The sequence below is a fragment of the Micromonospora sp. NPDC049047 genome (assembly GCF_040649135.1).
Taxonomy (GTDB): domain Bacteria; phylum Actinomycetota; class Actinomycetes; order Mycobacteriales; family Micromonosporaceae; genus Micromonospora.
The window spans coordinates 101871-120776 of the sequence record NZ_JBEZEY010000012.1 but is presented as its reverse complement, the minus strand read 5'-3'; the positions used below and the strand labels follow the sequence as shown (position 1 = coordinate 120776).

The following is an 18906-nucleotide window of genomic DNA, read 5'->3' as shown; positions in this document are numbered from 1 at the left end:
TCCGCTAGGTTGGAGGGTATGACGCACGACCACCTCGACGCCGCCGCCCGACCGGTGTCCCGGCCCTTCGGCCGGCTGCTCACCGCCATGGTGAGCCCGTTCACCCCCGACGGCTCGCTCGACCTGGACGGTGCCGCCCGGCTGGCCAGCCACCTGGTAGACGAGCAGGGCAACGACGCGCTGGTGGTCAACGGCACCACCGGCGAGTCGCCGACCACCACCGAAGCGGAGAAGGAACAACTGATCCGGGCCGTGGTGGAGGCCGTCGGGGACCGGGCCAAGGTGGTCGCCGGGGTCGGCACCAACGACACCCGGCACACCATCGAGTTGGCCGCCGCCGCCGAGAAGGCCGGTGCACACGGCCTGCTGGTGGTCACCCCGTACTACAACAAGCCGCCGCAGAGCGGGTTGCTGCGACACTTCACCGCCGTCGCGGACGCCAGCGGCCTCCCGGTGATGCTGTACGACATCCCACACCGCTCCGGCGTGCCGATCGACACCGAGACGCTGGTCCGGCTCGCCGAGCACGGCCGCATCGTCGCGGTCAAGGACGCCAAGAGCGACCTGATCGCCACCGGCTGGGTGACCAGCCGGACCGGCCTCGCCTTCTACTGCGGCGAGGACGCCCTCACCCTGCCGGCGCTGGCCGTTGGCAGCGTGGGCGTGGTCGGTACCTCGACGCACTTCACCGGGGCACTGACCGCGCAGATGATCGAGGCGTACGACGCGGGGGACATGCCGGCCGCGCTTGCCCTGCACCGCCGGCTGCTGCCACTTTTCACCGGCATCTTCCGCACCCAGGGAGCCATCCTGGTGAAGGCGGGCCTGGCATCGCTGGGCCTGCCGGCCGGCCCGGTGCGCCCCCCGCTCGTGGACGCCACCACCGACGAGATCGCCCAGCTGCGCGCGGACTTCGCGGCAGCGGGCCTGGAGCTGCCCGAATGAACGAACGACACGATGGGCGCCGAGTAACGGCGTCGCAGAATGAGGTGGACGCGTGACCGAGGCGCACATCGAGGCGGAGCTACCCCCGCCGCTGCCGGAAGGCGGCCTGCGGATCATCCCGCTCGGCGGGCTCGGCGCCATCGGTCGGAACATGACCGTCTTCGAGTACGACGGCAAGTTGCTGATCGTCGACTGCGGGGTGCTCTTCCCCGACGTCGAGCAACCGGGCGTGGATCTGATCCTGCCCGACTTCGGTCCGATCCTGGACCGGCTCGCCGACGTCCAGGCCATCGTGCTGACCCACGGCCACGAGGACCACATCGGCGCGGTGCCGTACCTGCTCGCCCACAAACCCGACATCCCGCTGGTCGGCTCACAGTTCACCCTCGCGCTGGTCGAGGCCAAGTTGGCCGAGCGGCGGATCCAGCCGTACACGCTCACCGTGCGGGAGGGCGGCCGGGAGCGGCTCGGCCCGTTCGAGTGTGAGTTCTTCGCTGTCAACCACTCGATCCCGGACGCCCTCGCGGTGGCCATCCGCACCCCCGCCGGCCTGGTGCTGCACACCGGCGACTTCAAGATGGACCAGCTGCCGCTGGACGGTCGGATCACCGACCTGGCCGGCTTCGCCCGGCTCGGCGCCGAGGGCGTCGACCTGTTGTTGTCCGACTCCACGAACGCGGAGATCCCCGGCTTCGTCACCCCGGAGCGGGAGATCGGGCCGGTGCTCGACTCGATCTTCGCGAAGGCCAAGGGTCGCATCATCGTGGCGTCGTTCGCCTCACACGTGCACCGCGTGCAGCAGGTCTTCGACTCCGCCGCGGAGCACGGCCGTAAGGTCGCGCTGATCGGCAGGTCCATGGTCCGCAACATGGGCATCGCGCGGGACCTGGGTCTGCTCAACATCCCGAACGGCCTGGTCATCAGCATCGACGAGGCGACCACGCTGCCGCCGGACGAGATCGTCCTGATGTCCACCGGTTCCCAGGGCGAGCCGATGAGCGCGCTGGGCCGGATGGCCAGCGGCGACCACCGGCACATCACCATCGCCCCCGGCGACACCGTGGTGCTGGCCTCCTCGCTGGTGCCCGGCAACGAGACCTCGGTCTACCGGGTGATCAACCGGCTCGCCCGCGCCGGCGCGGTGGTCGTCCACAAGGACGTGGCTAAGGTGCACGTCTCCGGGCACGCCCCCGCCGGGGAACTGCTCTACCTGCTCAACGTGGTCCGGCCCAGCAACCTGATGCCGGTGCACGGTGAGTGGCGTCATCTGCGCGCCCACGCCCGGCTCGGCATCGAGTCCGGGGTCGCCGCCGACCGGGTGGTGATCTGCGAGGACGGCGACGTGGTCGACCTGGTCGAGGGCCGCGCCAGCCTGGTCGGGCGGGTGAAGAGCCGGTACGTCTACGTGGACGGCCTCGCCGTCGGTGACGTCAGCGAGTCGCTGCTCACCGAGCGGCGGATCCTCGGTGACGGGGGCTTCATCGCCACCACGGTGGTCGTGGACTCGGTCACCGGCAAGGTGGTCGCCGGCCCGACGCTGTCCGCGAAGGGCTTCTCCGAAGACCCGGAGGCGTTCAACCCGGTGGTCCCGCTGGTCACCGAGGCGCTGAACCGGGCCGCGGCGGACGGCGTCACCGACCCGCACCAGCTCCAGCAGATCGTCCGCCGGACCGTGGGGCGGTGGGTGAACGACAAGTACCGTCGTCGCCCGATGATCGTGCCGACCGTCGTCGAAGTCTGACCTGTGTGACCGGGCCGGTCGCCGACATCCCCCGTGGTTGTCGGTGGCCGGCCCGGCCCATCCCGGTCGGTTCGGCTCAGTGCCGGACTCCCGGGCGTGCGGTTACTGATGCTGGTAGCACCGCTGCGGGGCCCTTCCGGTTGCGCGCTGTCGGATGTCGCACAATCGCGCGCCGCGCCCAACCATTGACGAGGGTCGTGACTCAGGGGAGCGCGGCGACCGCCTCGGCGTAGGCGACCCCGGTGGCGATGGCGGCGTCCACGAGCACTGTCAGCTGCGCCGGGGCCACGCCGTGGCTCAGGTCGGTGGCGACGTCCCCGGCCAGCACCAACTCCCCGCCGAGGTCGTGCACGTACGCCTTGGGTAGCAACCGGTCGTGGTTCCAGGCGTTGCAGAAGGCGTACGCCTCGGCGCGGCGGGTCGCCGGCAGCCGGCGGGCGGCCATGGCCCGGGCGTGCAGCACCGCACGGCGTTCACCGGCCCGTTGGAACTCGACCACCACGCCATCCCACCGGCCGACGACCCGCTCGCCCTCCTCGACCAGGTACCCGTCGCCGCGCCGGTCAAGGGCCGCGGTGATCAGGTCGAGCGTCAGCGCCATCAGCTCCCGCCCGCCCGACCCGATCCGCCCGTCGGACCCGCCGGCGTCGGGCTCGCCGGCGTCGGACCCGGCGGCGTCGGGCTTGGCGGACCCGTCCGGCTCGTCGTCGACGGGTAGCGCGACCGGTGCCGTGAGCGGTCGCTCGGCGAGCCAGGCCGCCATCCGTCCCGAGTGGTGGCCCGTGCCGTTGCGGGCGTCGAAGCTGCCGGCCAGCTCGTTTGCCACGGCGAGCAGCAGCCCGCCGAGGGCTGCCACGTCCGGTTCGGTGGCGGGCCGCTCGCCGTACGCCGGGCGTGGCATCGTGCGCCCGCCCAACCCGGCCGCCACGGCGAGACCGCAGACCAGCGCCCCGGCAGCGGCGAACTCCATGGCGGCGAAATCGTCTGTGGGCCGATCCAACCGGGGCAGTTGCTCGGCCAGGATGGTCAGCCCGCGTTCCAGGTGCCCGCCCAGGGCGCAGAACCGCAGATGCGCGGCGAGGTGCGCGAACGCGGCGGGTTCGTGCCGGTGCCGGCGGTACGCCCGCACGTGTGCCGCCGCGGCCCGCTGTTGCTCGCCGACCCGCAGAGCGGGCAGCAGGCTGGCGACCAGGTTCCGTTCGGGCTGGTCGGTGCAGGCCGCCGGGGCATCGTCGGTCTCCGCCAGCTCGTCCAGCGCGGCTCGCCACTCGCCCCAGCCGGCCAGCAGTTCCGCGCGCCGGGCCGGGGCGCAACCGGGGCAGCCGCCGGCCGGACCGGGCGGCCGGGCGGACCACCGCTCGTACCAGTGCCGGGCGGTGGGTTCGTCGCCCAGGTGGTCGGCGATCCGACAGTGCAGCTCCGCGACGGTGGGCGCGTCCGGACCGGCCGCGCCGACCCGGTGGGCCAGGTCGTGCAGCAGGGCGCGGGTCTGGTCCAGCCCGACCCGCGGGGTGCCGAGCAGCGCCTCCACCGCGTACCGCTGGTAGCGCAGCAGCAGCCCGGTCTCGACGTCGGTGAGCAGTTCGGGCCGGTGGTCGGCGGCGGCCCGGCACCGCCGGACCGGCTCGACCAGGCGCCACCGCTCCCCGTGCAGCAGGTACGCCTCGATCAGCGCGAACCGGGCGTCCACGCCGGACCGGACGTCCCCGGTGGCGTCGGCGCGTTCGGCGAGCCGTTCCAGGGCCACCTGCCGGGCCGGGCCGTCGGGCAGGTCCCGGGCGTCGGCGAGCGCGACCGCCAGGGCCGGCGGGGCGGCCCCGTCGAGCCGGCCGACGGGACCGGCGGGCGGTGCGACGCGGCGGCCGGCCCGGTCGGTACGACCGGCGGTGAACTCGTCCCGGCCGGTCACGACGGCACCGCGCCGGGCAGTCGACGGACCGCCACGGCGAGTTGGCAGCCGGTGGAGATGCCACAGTCGAGCAACTGGTCGAGCTGGTGCGGGGTCACCCCGCGTTCCAGGTCGGTGACCACCTCGCCGTAGACCCGGGCCCGACCACCGTCGTCGACGTGGACGAAGGCCTTGGGCCAGAGCCGGTCGTGGTTCCACGAGTTGCAGAACGCGTACAGTGCGGGCACCTGCTCGATGCCGAAGGTGGGCGTGACCATCGTGCGGACCTGGAGCAGCTCGCCGTCCCCGCCGAGGCGCAGGAACCAGATCGTGTTGTCGTCGAAGCGACCCACCAGTTCGCCGTCCACGCTCAGGGCGACGGGCCGGCCACGGGCGGCGAGCACAGCGGCGACCAGTTCGCCGCTCAGTGGGCGTAGCGCGCCCGGGTGCCCGGCCAACACATCGTCCGGATCGCCCTCGAACTCCGGCGACGCCATGGGGCATCCCTTCTGAGGCGGATATCACGACCGGCGGCGGGGCCAGTGTTGCGACGCGCGGACACGACCCGGAAAAGCGGGGATCTGCCCGGCCCCACCGTTACCGTGACTCTATGGCGGGCCGTACCTCTCAGGCGAGTCGGCGGCGCGGCGCGTCGCCGCGCGGTGGCACCAACAGTCGTGCCCGTCAACCGGCGAAGAAGACCCGGGCGCCGGTCCGTCGTCGTACGGCGCCGGCCCGGCCCGGCCCGGCCGTCTACCTGGGCCGCGCGGTGGGCGCACTGTGGATGGGCGTGGCACACGGGATGGGCTGGGCGGTGCGGGCCGCCGGTCGGCAGGCGGCCTCCGCCCGCGACCTCGACCCGGAGCACCGCCGGGACGGCGCCGGGCTGCTGATGTTCGGGCTCGCACTGCTCACCGCCGTGGCGCTCTGGCTGTCCGGGGCAGGCCCGGTGGGCGCGCGACTGGCCGACTCGATCCGGTTGTTCCTGGGCGCGATCTCGGTGGTCGTACCGGTGCTGTTGATGATCGGGGCTTGGCGGTTGATGCGTCAGCCGGCCGACCCGGAGCACCGGGGCCGCGGGTTGATCGGTTGGAGCTCGCTGCTCGTCTCGACCGCCGCGTTGCTCCACATCGGGCAGGCCCCGGACAACCCGTTGCAGCGGGACTTCGCGGGCGGGCTGGTCGGTGCGGGCATCGGTGGGCTGCTGGAGCGTGCGGTCACCGCCTGGGTGGCGGTGCCGCTGCTGGTCCTGCTGCTGCTCTTCGGTCTGCTCGTGGTGACGGCGACACCGATCAACAAGATCCCGGAGCGGCTGGGCCTGTTGGCCGGCGGGCTGGTCGCCGCGCCGGAGGCCACCGAGGAAGCCGACGAGCCGGTCGCCCCGCGGACGCGGAAGCGGCCGGCGAAGCGGATGCCGCCGCCGGTGGACCCGGACGACTTCGCGGACCTGGACGACGCGGACCTCCAGGAGACCATGGTGCTGCCGCGCAAGTCGCCGGCGAAGGTGCCGGCGAGCCGCCGGCCGCCGGTCGAGCCGCCGGAGCACTCGCCCGCGCCGACCCGGGCCGAGCAGCTCGCGTTGACCGGGCTGGCCGGTGACTACACCCTGCCGCCGGCGAACATGCTCAGCGCCGGGGCCGCCGCGAAGACCCGCAGCAAGGCCAACGACGAGGTGATCGCCGCGCTGACGGGGGTGTTCGACCAGTTCGACGTGGACGCCGCGGTCACCGGCTTCACCCGTGGCCCGACTGTCACCCGGTACGAGGTCGAGTTGGGTCACGGCGTGAAGGTCGAGCGGATCACCCAGCTGTCCCGCAACATCGCGTACGCGGTGAAGTCGCCGGACGTACGGATCCTGAGCCCGATCCCGGGCAAGAGCGCGGTCGGCGTGGAGATCCCGAACACCGACCCGGAGAACGTGGCGCTCGGCGACGTGCTGCGCTCACGGGCGGCGACGAGCGACCACCACCCGATGGTGGTGGCGCTCGGCAAGGACATCGAGGGCGGCTACGTGGTGGCCAACCTCGCGAAGATGCCGCACATCCTGATCGCCGGAGCCACCGGCGCGGGCAAGTCGAGCTGCCTCAACACCCTGCTGGTGTCGATCCTCACCCGGGCCACCCCGGACGAGGTCCGGCTGCTGCTGATCGACCCGAAGCGGGTCGAGATGACCGGCTACGAGGGCATCCCGCACCTGGTCACCCCGATCGTGACGAATGCCAAGAAGGCCGCCGACTCGCTGGACTGGGTGGTCCGCGAGATGGACATGCGCTACGACGATCTCGCCGCCAACGGGGTCCGACACATCGACGACTTCAACCGCAAGGTCCGCAACGGCGAGATCAAGGCCCCGCCGGGCAGCGAACGGGAGATGCGCCCGTACCCGTACCTGTTGGTGATCGTGGACGAGCTGGCCGACCTGATGATGGTCGCCCCGCGCGACGTGGAGGATTCGGTCGTCCGGATCACCCAGCTGGCCCGGGCCGCCGGCATCCACCTGGTGCTGGCCACCCAACGTCCCTCGGTCGACGTGGTGACCGGTCTGATCAAGGCGAACGTGCCGTCCCGGCTGGCGTTCGCCACCTCGTCGCTCGCGGACTCCCGGGTCATCCTCGACCAGCCCGGCGCGGAGAAGCTGCTCGGCCGTGGTGACGGGCTCTTCCTGCCGATGGGCGCCTCCAAACCGGTCCGCATCCAGGGCGCCTGGGTCACCGAGCGCGAGATCGCCGACGTGGTGAAGTTCTGCAAGGACCAGCGCGAGCCGGAGTTCCGCCCGGACGTGCTGGCCCCCGCCAAGGACAGCCAGAAGAAGATCGACGAGGACATCGGCGACGACCTCGACCTGCTGGTGCAGGCCGTGGAGTTGGTGGTCACCTCGCAGTTCGGCTCGACCTCGATGCTCCAGCGCAAGCTGCGTGTCGGTTTCGCGAAGGCGGGCCGACTGATGGACCTGATGGAGACCCGGGGTGTGGTCGGGCCGTCCGAGGGGTCGAAGGCGCGCGACGTGCTGGTCAAGCCGGACGAGCTGGACGAGGTCCTGGCCGGCCTGCGCGGCGACGTGGACTGACCGGCGAAACCGCTCCCGGGAAGCGCGACGGGCCCGCCGGTAGCCGGCGGGCCCGTGACCGGGGAAGCGTTAGTTGAGCACGGCGGCGGCGATGACGGTGCCGAGGATCGCGCCGACCAGGCTGGCCGCCGCGGCGTACCAGCCGAGCGGCTTGTCACCGAGCACCGCGCCGACGATGCCGGCGACGATGCCGAGCACCCCGAAGACGATCGGGGGAAGCAGCAGGGCGAGGACTGCGAAGACGAAGCCCACGATGGTGAGGATCCGGGCAGCGTTGGCGCGGGGGCGTGCGTTGCTGGGCAGGTCGGCCATGTCTTCCTCCGGGTGAGAGCCTGTCGTGACGCATTGATCACTACCCACTGTGGGCGGTGGCCACGCCTGCCCGGGTGGCTTCTCAGTGGAAGATCTTCAGACCGATCACCCCGGCGACCACAAGCAGCAGGCACAGGATCCGGGGCAGGCTCGCCGACTCGCCGAGCGCAAGCATCCCGACCAGCGCGGTGCCGACCGCGCCGATGCCGACCCAGACCGCGTAACCGGTGCCGACCGGGATCTCGCGCAGCGCGTACGCCAGGCCGGCCATGCTCAGCACCAGCGTCGCAGCGAACACCAGGGACGGGACCAGCCGGCTGAGGCCGGCGCTGCGGTCCAGGGCGACCGCCCAGGCCGTCTCCAACAGTCCGGAGATCACCAACACCAGCCAGGCCATCTGTACCTCACGGGGGAGTGCCCGGGCCGCCGGGGCCGGGACGAGTCGGGTCTGCACGTCGCGGGGCGTCTTGGCCTGACCGGGTACGCCCACCACTCGTCCGGGGTGGCCGCAGGCCACCGACGCCGACGCTAGCACCGGTCGGCCGGCGTGCCGACTGACTCGGGTGCCGATGACGCAGTGACTCCCGCCACCCCGTATTGACCTGCACTTGACTCTAACTTGCAGGATGGCCACCATGACGCTGATCTATGCCGACTCCGAGGTCGCCGCCGCGCTGGACGCGGCCACCACCGTCGACGTCATGCGGGCCGCCCTGCTGGCCGCGTACGAGGGACGACTCGTGGCTCCGCCCCGGGCCGCGGCCCCGCTCGGCGGTGGGCGGCTGGTGCTCACCGCCGGGCACCTGGTCGGCGAGTGGTACGGCTTCCGCTCCTACGACACCTTCGGCCACCCGCAGAGCGAGCAGGTGGTAGTGCTGCACGACGCGGGCACCGGGGCGGTCCGGGCGGTCGCGGTAGGCGAGGAGCTGGGTTCCCGGCGTACCGGAGGGTTGGGTGGCCTGGCGGTCGACGCCCTGGCCCGCCCGGACGCGGCCACCCTCGGCGTGATCGGCTCCGGCCGGCAGGCGTGGACCCAGGTCTGGGCCGCCGCCGCGGTCCGCCCGTTGCGCGAGGTGGTGGTGCACAGCCGCTCCGCCGCCCGGCGGGACGCCTTCGCCGCGCGGGTCCGCGCCGAGCTGGGCGTGGCCGCCCGCACGGTGGCGGACCCGGGCTCGGCAGTGGCCGGGCGGGACATCGTGGTGCTCGCCACGACCAGCCCGACGCCGGTGCTCTGCGCCGCCGACCTCAGCCCCGGCACGCACCTCAACGCGGTCGGCTTCAAACAGCGTGACCGCAGCGAGTTCGGCACCGACCTGCTGGACGCCGCCGACCTGCTGGTCACCGATTCGCCGGCCCAGGCGGCGGACTACCAGCCGCCGATGCTCGCGGCCACGCCCCCGTACGCCGGGCGGTTGGCCGACCTGGGCGCCATCCTGGCCGGCGCGGCCCCCGGCCGGACCACCGCGGACCAGCTCTCGGTCTTCTGCTCCACCGGCCTGGCCGGCACCGAGGTCTTCCTGCTCGATGCGTTGACCCGGATGGGCGCCGTGGCCCGCTGAGCGCCGGCGGAGGGCGGGGTGACCGATCGGGCGCCGAGCCGCCCGCCCGGCCACCGCCGCAGCCCCGCGTGCGTGGGCTCACCCGGACGGCCCGGTACCCTCGGATGGTGTCTGCCACCTCTCCTTCTCCCGCTGACCACGCCGAGGGCCGTCGCGTCGCCCTGCTCACCCTGGGCTGTGCCCGCAACGAGGTCGACTCGGAGGAGCTGGCCGCGCGCCTGCACGCCGACGGCTGGCAGGTGACCACCGACGGCGAAGGCGCCGACGTGGTGGTCGTCAACACCTGCGGCTTCGTGGAGAAGGCCAAGCAGGATTCCATCCAGACCCTGCTCGCCGCCGCCGGGACCGGCGCCAAGGTGGTAGCGGCGGGCTGCATGGCCGAGCGGTACGGCCGGGAGCTGGCCGACAGCCTGCCCGAGGCGCAGGCGGTGCTGAGCTTCGACGACTATCCGGACATCGCCGCCCGACTGAACGCGGTGGTCGCCGGTGAGCAGATCACCGCGCACACCCCTCGGGACCGGCGTGAGCTGCTGCCGCTGACCCCGGTGAAGCGGCGCGACAGCGCCGTGTCGCTGCCCGGTCACGGCACCGTGAGCCGCACCGTCGTCGACACCGACGAGCACACCCCCGCGCACCTGCGCCAGGTGCTGCGCCGCCGGCTGGACACCGGCCCGGTGGCCTCGTTGAAGCTGGCGAGCGGCTGCGACCGGCGCTGCGCGTTCTGTGCCATTCCCGCGTTCCGCGGGGCGTTCGTCTCGCGTACGCCGGACGAGTTGCTCGCCGAGGCGGAGTGGCTGGCCAAGACCGGCGTACGGGAGTTGGTGCTGGTGAGTGAGAACTCCACCTCGTACGGCAAGGACCTCGGCGACCCCCGCGCGTTGGAGAAGCTGCTGCCGCAGCTCGCCGCGGTGACCGGCATCGTCCGGGTGCGGGCGAGCTACCTCCAGCCGGCGGAGACCCGACCCGGGCTGGTCGAGGCGATCGCCAACACCCCTGGGGTGGCCGCGTACTTCGACCTGTCGTTCCAGCACTCGAGCGAGCCGGTGCTGCGCCGGATGCGGCGTTTCGGCTCCACCGACCGGTTCCTGGAGCTGCTCGCGGGTGCCCGGGCGTTGGCTCCGGACGCGGGTGCCCGGAGCAACTTCATCGTCGGTTTCCCCGGCGAGACCCGCGCCGATGTCGATGAGCTGGTCCGGTTCCTGACCGAGGCCCGGCTGGACGCGATCGGGATGTTCGACTACAGCGACGAGGACGGCACCGAGGCCGCCGGCCTGCCCGGCAAGGTCTCCGCCGCGACGATCAAGCGGCGCTACGACCGGTTGAGCGCGCTCGCCGACGAGCTGTGCTCGCAGCGGGCCGAGGACCGGCTCGGCTCGACAGTCGAGGTGCTCGTCGACTCGATCTCGGACGGCGTGGTGGAGGGTCGGGCGGCGCACCAGGCGCCGGAGGTGGATGGTTCGACCACCCTGGTCGCCCCGGCCGAGGGTGCTGTCGATCTCGCCGCGCTGCGCCCGGGTGACCTGGTACGCGCGACGGTGACCGGCACCGAAGGGGTGGACCTGCTGGCGGTGCCGGATGAGATGATCTCGGCGACGCCCGGCGCGGCACGGTGACGGTGGGCCCAGACGGAGCGGGGGAGCCCAGTAATGCGGTGCCGGGAACGCCACGGAGTGCGGCGGTGACCGGGGCGGCGGAGTCGACGCCGGCCCGGGTGGTCGCCGTGGTGCCCGTCGTCAACGCGGCAAACGCGTTGACCGCCCTGCGGCTCGCGCTGGTGCCGGTCTTCGCCGCCTCGGTGATCATGTCGGGGATGACCCACGCCGGCTGGCGGATGGCCGCCTGCCTGATCTTCGCGGTGGCGTCGGCGACCGACCTGGTGGATGGCTGGATCGCGCGCCGGTTCGGGCTGGTGACGTCGGTCGGTAAGGTGGCCGACCCGATCGCCGACAAGGCGCTCACCGGTGCCGCCCTGGTGTTGCTCTCCTGGTACGACAGGCTGCCCTGGTGGGTGACCGCGCTGATCCTGGTCCGCGAGCTGGGCATCACCGGGCTGCGGTTCTGGGTGATCCGGCACGGCGTGATCGCGGCCAGTCGAGGCGGCAAGGTCAAGACCGCGCTGCAGATCCTGGCCATCGCCTGGTATCTCTGGCCGATGCCCGCCGCCCTCGCCGCCGTCGGTCCGTGGATCATGGCTGCCGCCGTCCTGGTCACTGTGGCCACCGGCTTCGACTACATCGCCCAGGCACTCCGCCTCCGCCGCCCCCGCTGACCCCACCCCGTCCGCTGCCCTTGACCATGGGGAAGTCGGCACCGGGGCGGCGTGTCGCGGGGCTAACCTCATGATCGACGCGACCGGGTGGGCAGGGTTGGGGGCCGTTGGGTGGGGAAGGACGGGTTCATGCGGGATGCGGGTGTCGAGCGGCCGGCGGCAGGCGCGGCGTCGGAGGATGCCACAGCGGGCAGTGCGGCAGCGGGCGTGGTGCACCGGTTGGCGCAGCGGCACGAGACCCTGGCCACCGTCGAATCGCTCACCGGCGGGTCGCTGGCCGCGTCGATCGTCGACATCGCCGGGGTCAGCGGAATCTACCGGGGCGGCCTTGTGGTCTACGCCACCGAGTTGAAGGGCAGCCTGGCCGGCGTACCCGCCGACCTGCTGGCCGAGCGGGGCCCGGTGGACCCGGAGGTGGCGGCGGCCCTCGCCGAGGGCGGTCGCCAGCGTTGCGGGGCGGACTGGGGGGTGGCCACCACCGGCGTCGCCGGCCCGGAACCGCAGGACGGCAAGCCCGTCGGCCTGGTCTACGTCGCGGTCGCCGGCCCCAACGGCGGGGCGGTCCGGCAGCTCGACCTGGACGGTGGGCGGGACCACGTTCGCGCGGCGGCGGTGGTCGAGGCGCTGCGGCTGCTCATCGAGCGGATCCACGACGCCGACGTCCAGGACCCCGACCTCGACCCCCAGGCCCGCCCGGGCGCCCCAGCCGACGGTCCCGAGGCCCGGAAGGCAGCCGGTGGTCCCGAGGCCCGGGAAGCGGCCGGTGGTCCCGAGGCCCGGGAAGTGGGCGACGACCCGGAAGGTCCCGTCGATACCGCCACAGGCACCCGGGGCAGGGCCGGGACGGCCGATGCCGCCCGCCGGTGAACCGGTGCCGACGAACCGACGGGCGGGGCGGGATGTCGGTCGGGCTCGCAACGGGTACGGTTGCGGGAAGGCTCCGACGTTTCGGGGTCGGCGCGGTCCGCCGCAGCCGGCCGCCCAGCGCCGGGCGCGAGGTATCCCTCAGGGGGAGGTGCGATGATCCTGCTACGCCGGGTGATCGGTGACGCACTGCGGGCGCGCCGGCAGGGGCAGCAGCGCACGCTGCGTGAGGTCTCCACCGCCGCCAACGTCAGCCTCGGTTACCTCTCCGAGATCGAGCGGGGGCACAAGGAGCCGTCAAGCGAGCTGCTCGCCGCGATCTGTGACGCCCTCGGTGCCCGCCTGTCCGAGCTGCTCCGCGAGGTGAGCGACACAGTGGCGCTCGCCGAGCAGATGCCCGACGTGCTCGTCTCGATGCAGGAGGAGCCGGCCGACGCCGCGGCCGTGCCCAAGAGCACCAGCCGGGGCGTCCGTCAGGTCACCTCCGATGGCAAGGTCGCCGTCTCGGTCCGCCAGGATTCGCCGCTCAAGGCCACGCTGCGCAGCGCGCGTGTCCGCCCGACCGAGCGCGACCGGGACGTGGTCTGCGCCGCCTGAGCCCGCCGCCCGGTTGACAATGGGAGGGGTGGCTCCGGCCGCGTAGGCTGGCCCACAGGAGCTGCCGGTGTGGTCGACCGACCGGTACGGATGCCTCGTCGGTGTTCGGCTGGGACCATGAAGCTCGGCCGGTGGTGGCCAGTCAGTCCATCCGGCCCGGCCGGCCGTGGTGGAGCGACGCTACTGAGGGGATACGGCGGAGATGGCGAACCCGTTCGTCAAGGGTTGGAACTACCTGATGGCGCTCTTCGGCGCGAAGATCGACGAGCATGCCGATCCGAAGGTGCAGATCCAGCAGGCCATCGAGGATGCCCAGCGGCAGCACCAGGCGCTGGTGCAGCAGGCTGCCGCGGTGATCGGCAACCAGCGTCAGCTGGAGATGAAGCTGTCCCGGCAGATGTCCGAGGTCGAGCGGTTGCAGGGCAACGCCCGGCAGGCCCTGGTGCTGTCCGACCAGGCCCGGGCCAAGGGCGACGAGGCCGAGGCGACGCGGTTCGAGCAGTCGGCGCAGACCCTGGCGACCCAGTTGGTCTCCGCCGAGCAGGCCACCGAGGACCTGAAGACCCTGCACGACCAGGCGCTTGGTGCCGCCGCCCAGGCCCGTCGTGCGGTCGAGAACAACTCCATGATCCTCCAGCAGAAGCTCGCCGAGCGCACCAAGCTGCTCAGCCAGCTGGAGCAGGCCAAGATGCAGGAGTCGGTGGCCCGCTCGCTGGAGTCGATGTCGTCGCTTACCGCGCCCACCAACACCCCGTCCCTGGACGAGGTGCGCGACCGCATCGAGCGGCGGTACGCCACCGCGATGGGGCGCGCCGAACTGGCCGGCAACTCCGTCGAAGGTCGGATGTTGGAGATCCAGAAGGCGACTATCGACTCGGCCGGCTCGGCCCGGCTGGAGCAGATCCGCTCAAGCATGGCGGGCGAGCAGCTCGGCGGCTCGTCGCAACGACAGGCAGTGCCGCAGGCCGAGCCGGCCAGCCCGGCCACCGACCCGACGGCCGCTGCCCGGCTCGACGAGCTGCGTGCCAGCATGGCCCGCGAGCGGGGCACCGGCGACCCGACCGCCGCCGGCTGAACGACCGGACCGAGGAGGCCAGGGTGGCAGACGAGCGGACCCGGTACTTCCGGCGGCTGGATCGACTCCGCCGGTCCGCCCGACGGTGGAGCGTGCTGGCCGGTGGGCTCGGAGGAGCGGCGGCGGTGCTGACCCCGTACGCCGGCCTTGGTCTGCCCGACGCGGCCTGGGCCGGCGCCGCGGGCAGTGCGGTGGCGCTCGCCGCCTGGCGCTGGATCGACGTGCGTGCCCTCGCCGCCCAGCCCGCACCGCCCGCCCTCGACCCCGCGGAGGCGGCGGCCCGGTCGCGGGCCCGCCTGGTCGCCGCCGTCGAGCGGCTGCCCGTCGGCCCGGGGATGCTGGCCGAGGTTCGCCGGGTGCGCTCCCGGATCGCCCTGCGCGGCACCAGCGCGGGCGAGCAGTGGGCCCGACTGGACCGGGCGGCGCTCACCCTGGCCGGCATGGCCCCCCGGCTCACCGGGCTGGCCGAGCCGGCGGTGCTGGAGGCCGCCGACGCCGACCGTTCGCTGCGCGACCTGGCCGCCCGGGTGGCGAGTGTCGAACGTGCGCTGCGGTTGGCCCCGGCCGACGCCCGCCCGCCACTGGCCGAGGCGCACGCCGTGCTGACCGCCCAGCTGAAGGCCGGGGTCGCCGCCTACGAGCGGCTGGTGGTGGCCGCCGCCGGTTACCTGGCCGAGGAGGCCCGACCGGAGGCCGCGCACCCGGCCGCCGACCGGCTCACCGAGGCGACCGACCTGTTGCACGGGGTGGCCGGGGCGCTTGCCGAGCTGCGCGCCCCGACCCGCTGAGGAACGCCGCCGCCGCACCAGGCACCCGCCCCGCGCTGGTCACGGTGGCGTCGTGACCCGGATCGGCTCCGTGTACGGCGAACTGCCAACGACGTTGAACGACCGGATCCGGTAGTGGTAGGTGACGCCCCGGGCCAGTCCCGTGTTGCTGAAGCCACGACCGGTCACCGTGAAGGTGGCCACCTCCCGGCCGAACGCCGGGTCCAGCGCCCGCTGCACGATGAACCCGGCCCCGGGGCCGGCGGGGGTGCTCGCCGCCCAGGCCAGGACCACAGTCGCGGTGTCCGGCCCGGGTGAGCTAGCGGTGGCGCCCACCCCGTGCGGAGTGCCCGGCGGGGGCGGGGCGGTCACCGTGGCGACAGTCGACCAGGCTGAGGCGGCACCCAGGTAGGTGGTCCGTACCCGGTAGTAGTACGTGGTGTCCGGTGCGATCGTGACGTCCAGGTGGCTGTCGCCGGCACCGATCGCCGTGGTGCCCGGCCCGCTGGTGAACGTCGGGTTGGTGGCCCGCTGCACGTCGATGCCGGTGGCGAACGAGCGGTTCGTCCAGCGCAGGGCCACCCGCAACGGCGCGGCGGGCGGCAGCGCGGCGACCAGGCCGCTCGGCGCGGCCAGGTGCACCGAGGCGGGCACCCCGTTGGACCAGGACGAGTAGCTGACCGCGTTCTCCGCCCGGATCCGGTAGTGGTAGGTCACCCCGGGCGTGACTGACGCGTCGGTGTACCGGGTGGCGGCCGCCGCGACGGTGATCGTGGTGATCTCGCCGTCGAAGGTCGCGTCGGTGGCCCGGTGCAGCAGGTGACTGGTCGCCGGTGGCCGGCCGCCGTTGCTGGTCCAGGCGAGTGTGATCGCGGGTAGCGCGGTGGCCGAGCCCGGTACCGGCGTGGCGGTCAGCCCGGTCGGTGCCTTCGGCGTCACCCGCAGCACCAGTGGCCGGGTCATCCCGCCGTCCCGGTGGCCGGCGAGCTGGCTGTGCCAGCGGTACTCCCAGCCGAGGTTGACCAGGTGGTTGACCACGGTGGCGGGTCGCCCGTCCGCCGGGCTGACCGGGGTCGAGCCGGTCCGCGCACCGGCCGGGCGGCACGGGTCGAGCAGCCGGACGCTGTCGCCGAGCTTGAACGGCAGCGCCGGGGCGACCGGGCGCAGCGCCACCACCACGTCCTCCCGGGGGTTGACCCGGACGATCTGCTTCCAACCCAGCTCGGTGCCGTGCGGGAGGCGCAGTGTGCCGTCCCAACCGACCCGGTTGACCAACTGCACGTCGCAGCCGCCGAAGTGCAGCGGTGCGGTCTGCCGGACGTTGCCGCTGATCCGCCAGAGTTGGATGCCGTCGGTGGCGGTGCCCAGCGGCACGGCCGGGTCGGTGGCGAAGAGCACCTCGGTGACCGGGTCGGTGGGACCGAGGGGCAGGGTCGTCGGGTTGAGCGGTCCGGCGTGCGGGTGTCCGACGCCGAGCCGGCCGACCAGCCGGCCGTGGTCGGGTTCGAAGACCTGCTGTACGGCCTTGACCGCGATCGGCAGCGTCACCGGCCCCGCGCCGGCCGTCGGTGTGATCGTCAGCGAGGTGGCGTGCACCGGCACCGTCGTCGTCGAGGCGGTGCGGGTGCCGAACGCCGGGTCGTACGCCGGCTGCGGCACGATCGGCGGGCGTTGACTGGCCGCGTACGCCACGGGCAGCCGCTCGCGTAGCCGGCCCAGGTCGTACGGCGGTGCCGGGGTCCCCGCGACCCGGAACTGGAGCAGGGTGCGGGTGTTCGGGCCGTACCCCGGCTCGGTGCCCGGCGGCCCACCCTCGGCGGTCCGGTCCGGTGCGTCGGTGTGCTGGTCGTAGCGGGGGTCGAAGCCGGGCAGCGGTGCCGGGGCGTCGTTGTACAGGATCAGCGTGGTGCCCGGCGGCACGGCGGCGAAGTCGACGAGCACGTCGGCCCGTTCACCCGGGGCGAGCAGCAGGGTGTGCCCGTCGACGTTCAGCACTGTCGGGTCGAGCCGGTCGTAGCGGTAGCCGACCGGCCGGTTCGGCAGCACCACCGGGGCGGGCAGCAACCCGGCCTCGTTGCCGATCTGGATGAACTCCGGCCCGGCGGCGAGCGGATCCGGCACACCGCCGTCGCGTCCGTCGGTCGGCCACCCCGGCGGCCGGTCCGGTGCCCGCACCGCCGGCACCATCGGCACCTCCCCGGCCTCGGCATCGGCCAACGCCCCGTCGACCGTCCACATCGGCGCGTCGGAGCAGGCCCGGTAGAGCTGGAGATTGAGGCTGCGGTCCAGGCAGGCGTTCAGGATCCGGAACCGGTAGGTGCGCGGCAGCACCTCCAGGTACGGGTAGGCGACACCGTTGACGAGGGGGGTGTCGCCGTACGCCTCGGGCACCGCCGACGGGTGCGGCACACCGGGGTACATCGGCGGCTCGTCCGGCGCATCGACCGGGTCGTGGTGCGGGTTGGCGACGCAGCCGTCGGTGCGGTTGCTGTCCGCGGCGGGATCACGCGACCAGGGGCCGTAGTCCCACCTGCCGGTGGGGTTGCGTCCGCCGGACCGGTACGGGTTCTGCCGCGGCTGGTAGACGTGCGGGTGCCAGAGGCTGCCCCGGGCGCCCCAGCGGTCCCGGTCCCAGGTCGGGTCCTCGGCGGCGAGTTGGGCGTCGTCCGGCACGAACGTCTTGTCCTCGATCACCAGCGGCAGTTGGTCGGCCGGGAGCACCGCGTCGGCGACGAGCTGCTCCTCGGCGGGATCGGTGAGCAGGTAGAGCGCGAGTTGCCCGCCGTAGACGGTGAGCCGGGCCAGGCCGAGGGTGTTGTCGTGGAACCACAGCAGCCGGCCACTCTGCTCGTTCGGGTAGTACAGGGTGGTGGCCCCGGCACCCGGCGGCGGCATGTCCGGCACGTGGGTCACGCCCACCCCGTTCGGGTACGGGGTGATCTCCCCGGCCGGCGTGATCCACTGCCCCGGGTTGCCGGCGCTGTTCCAACCGGTCTGCGCTCCGGCCAGGTGCAGCACGGCGCGGTTCTGCGGGAACGGGGCGGGCCCGTCGAGCGGGCCGATCCCGGCGCCCTCGATGGTGTCGTCGACAGGCAGGAACAGCTCACCGGCCCGGCCGGTCGGGAGGTGGTTGATGAACTTCACCCGGACCGGTCGGCCGCGCCGGGCGAGGATCATCGGGCCGAGGTGCCAGGGCCGCTCCGGGGGTGCCACAGTGTTGTGCCCCGCCGGGTCGGTGCCCAGGTTGAGCTGCCGGTAGCCGCGCAGCCGGGTGGCCGGCAGGTCCCGGTGCAGCCGTTGCGCGTACTCCTGCACGACGATCTCGTAGTAGTCGCAGCCCGGATAGCTGATCGTGTCCGGCGTCGCCACCGGTAGGTGGCCGCCGAGGTCGGTGCCGTCGCGTTGGCCCGGGACCGGCAGTGGGTCGACGAACTTGCGCAGCCCGGTCCCGGGCACCACCCGCCCGTCGGGGTCGCACGTCGGGCGGGGGCTGTGGGCGAAGTTCGGCACCGGGCCGAAGCAGCGGGGCACCACTGCCGGGTCCAGGCTCGGCGTCGGGGCGGTCTCCTCGGCGGTCCGCGCGGAGGGTACGGACGCCGCCCGGCCCCCGGCGCGGTCGTCGGTGTCGGGGGTGGCCCGTTCGAAGAAGGTGGAGCGGAGTCTGCGGAACAGCGCCATGACTCTCCCCGGGTCGGGGCGCGAGGGTGGCCACCCCGGCGTGGCTGCCTCGGCGCTCTGCTGACGATCGGTGAGCACTCAACCGCAGCATGCGACTCCGGCGGCCGGATAGGAATTACCCAATCGTCCGTATCTGGGCCGGCC

Annotated in this window: 14 protein-coding genes, 1 pseudogene and 1 riboswitch; of the genes and pseudogenes, 10 read left to right on the top strand and 5 right to left on the bottom strand. The window is 73.3% G+C overall.

Annotation, left to right across the window (positions count from 1 at the left end; translation table 11 throughout):
• The first annotated feature begins 18 nt into the window (after positions 1–18).
• A complete protein-coding gene (gene dapA / locus AB0B86_RS20320; RefSeq protein WP_357409059.1) occupies positions 19–945 on the top strand; it encodes a 4-hydroxy-tetrahydrodipicolinate synthase in 927 nt (308 codons plus the stop codon).
• A 52-nt stretch (positions 946–997) separates the two neighbouring features.
• Positions 998–2686: a ribonuclease J gene (locus AB0B86_RS20315; protein WP_357409057.1), complete on the top strand. Its 1689-nt coding sequence runs from the start codon at positions 998–1000 to the stop codon at positions 2684–2686.
• A 202-nt stretch (positions 2687–2888) separates the two neighbouring features.
• Here AB0B86_RS20315 and AB0B86_RS20310 read toward each other — a convergent pair whose 3' ends face one another.
• On the bottom strand, positions 2889–4487 hold the full coding sequence (locus tag AB0B86_RS20310; RefSeq protein ID WP_357409185.1) for a YbjN domain-containing protein: 1599 nt from the start codon (positions 4485–4487) through the stop codon (positions 2889–2891).
• Positions 4488–4591: 104 nt separating this feature from the next.
• Positions 4592–5071 carry a YbjN domain-containing protein gene (locus AB0B86_RS20305; protein WP_357409054.1) on the bottom strand — a complete coding sequence of 160 codons (480 nt, stop codon included), beginning with the start codon at positions 5069–5071 and terminating at the stop codon, positions 4592–4594.
• Positions 5072–5184: 113 nt separating this feature from the next.
• Between AB0B86_RS20305 and AB0B86_RS20300 the strand changes: the two genes are divergently transcribed.
• Entirely contained in the window at positions 5185–7641 is a 2457-nt protein-coding gene (locus AB0B86_RS20300) for a DNA translocase FtsK 4TM domain-containing protein (protein WP_357409052.1), read from the top strand.
• Between the two features lie 69 nt (positions 7642–7710).
• On the opposite strand, the gene AB0B86_RS20295 is transcribed toward AB0B86_RS20300, so the two are convergent.
• Both AB0B86_RS20295 and AB0B86_RS20290 read right to left on the bottom strand, forming a co-directional pair.
• Positions 7711–7953: a hypothetical protein gene (locus AB0B86_RS20295; protein WP_357409050.1), complete on the bottom strand. Its 243-nt coding sequence runs from the start codon at positions 7951–7953 to the stop codon at positions 7711–7713.
• An 82-nt stretch (positions 7954–8035) separates the two neighbouring features.
• Complete coding sequence (locus AB0B86_RS20290) at positions 8036–8350, bottom strand: SMR family transporter (RefSeq protein ID WP_357409183.1); 315 nt, start codon at positions 8348–8350, stop codon at positions 8036–8038.
• 59 nt (positions 8351–8409) lie between these two features.
• Positions 8410–8474: riboswitch (guanidine-III (ykkC-III) riboswitch) on the bottom strand.
• 114 nt (positions 8475–8588) lie between these two features.
• On the opposite strand from AB0B86_RS20290, the gene AB0B86_RS20285 reads away from it, so the two are divergent.
• The 7 genes and pseudogenes from AB0B86_RS20285 to AB0B86_RS20255 all read left to right on the top strand — a co-directional run bounded on the left by AB0B86_RS20285 (position 8589) and on the right by AB0B86_RS20255 (position 15105).
• Complete coding sequence (locus AB0B86_RS20285; protein WP_357419230.1) at positions 8589–9512, top strand: ornithine cyclodeaminase family protein; 924 nt, start codon at positions 8589–8591, stop codon at positions 9510–9512.
• A gap of 104 nt (positions 9513–9616) precedes the next feature.
• Positions 9617–11125 carry a 30S ribosomal protein S12 methylthiotransferase RimO gene (rimO, locus tag AB0B86_RS20280; protein ID WP_357409046.1) on the top strand — a complete coding sequence of 503 codons (1509 nt, stop codon included), beginning with the start codon at positions 9617–9619 and terminating at the stop codon, positions 11123–11125.
• 65 nt (positions 11126–11190) lie between these two features.
• Positions 11191–11781 (top strand): CDP-diacylglycerol--glycerol-3-phosphate 3-phosphatidyltransferase, encoded by a 591-nt coding sequence (gene pgsA, locus AB0B86_RS20275; protein ID WP_357409044.1) that lies wholly within the window; start codon positions 11191–11193, stop codon positions 11779–11781.
• 129 nt (positions 11782–11910) lie between these two features.
• Positions 11911–12429: pseudogene (locus AB0B86_RS20270) on the top strand (CinA family protein); the annotation flags it as partial.
• A 372-nt stretch (positions 12430–12801) separates the two neighbouring features.
• The gene (locus tag AB0B86_RS20265) at positions 12802–13242 is read left to right on the top strand and encodes a helix-turn-helix transcriptional regulator (protein ID WP_357409042.1); all 441 of its coding nucleotides are present in this window, start codon (positions 12802–12804) and stop codon (positions 13240–13242) included.
• A 202-nt stretch (positions 13243–13444) separates the two neighbouring features.
• A complete protein-coding gene (locus AB0B86_RS20260) occupies positions 13445–14317 on the top strand; it encodes a PspA/IM30 family protein (protein ID WP_357409040.1) in 873 nt (290 codons plus the stop codon).
• A 23-nt stretch (positions 14318–14340) separates the two neighbouring features.
• Positions 14341–15105, top strand: a complete 765-nt coding sequence (locus tag AB0B86_RS20255; RefSeq protein WP_357409038.1) for a hypothetical protein — start codon at positions 14341–14343, stop codon at positions 15103–15105.
• A gap of 39 nt (positions 15106–15144) precedes the next feature.
• On the opposite strand, the gene AB0B86_RS20250 is transcribed toward AB0B86_RS20255, so the two are convergent.
• Positions 15145–18762 carry a hypothetical protein gene (locus tag AB0B86_RS20250; protein WP_357409036.1) on the bottom strand — a complete coding sequence of 1206 codons (3618 nt, stop codon included), beginning with the start codon at positions 18760–18762 and terminating at the stop codon, positions 15145–15147.
• Positions 18763–18906: the final 144 nt, after the last annotated feature.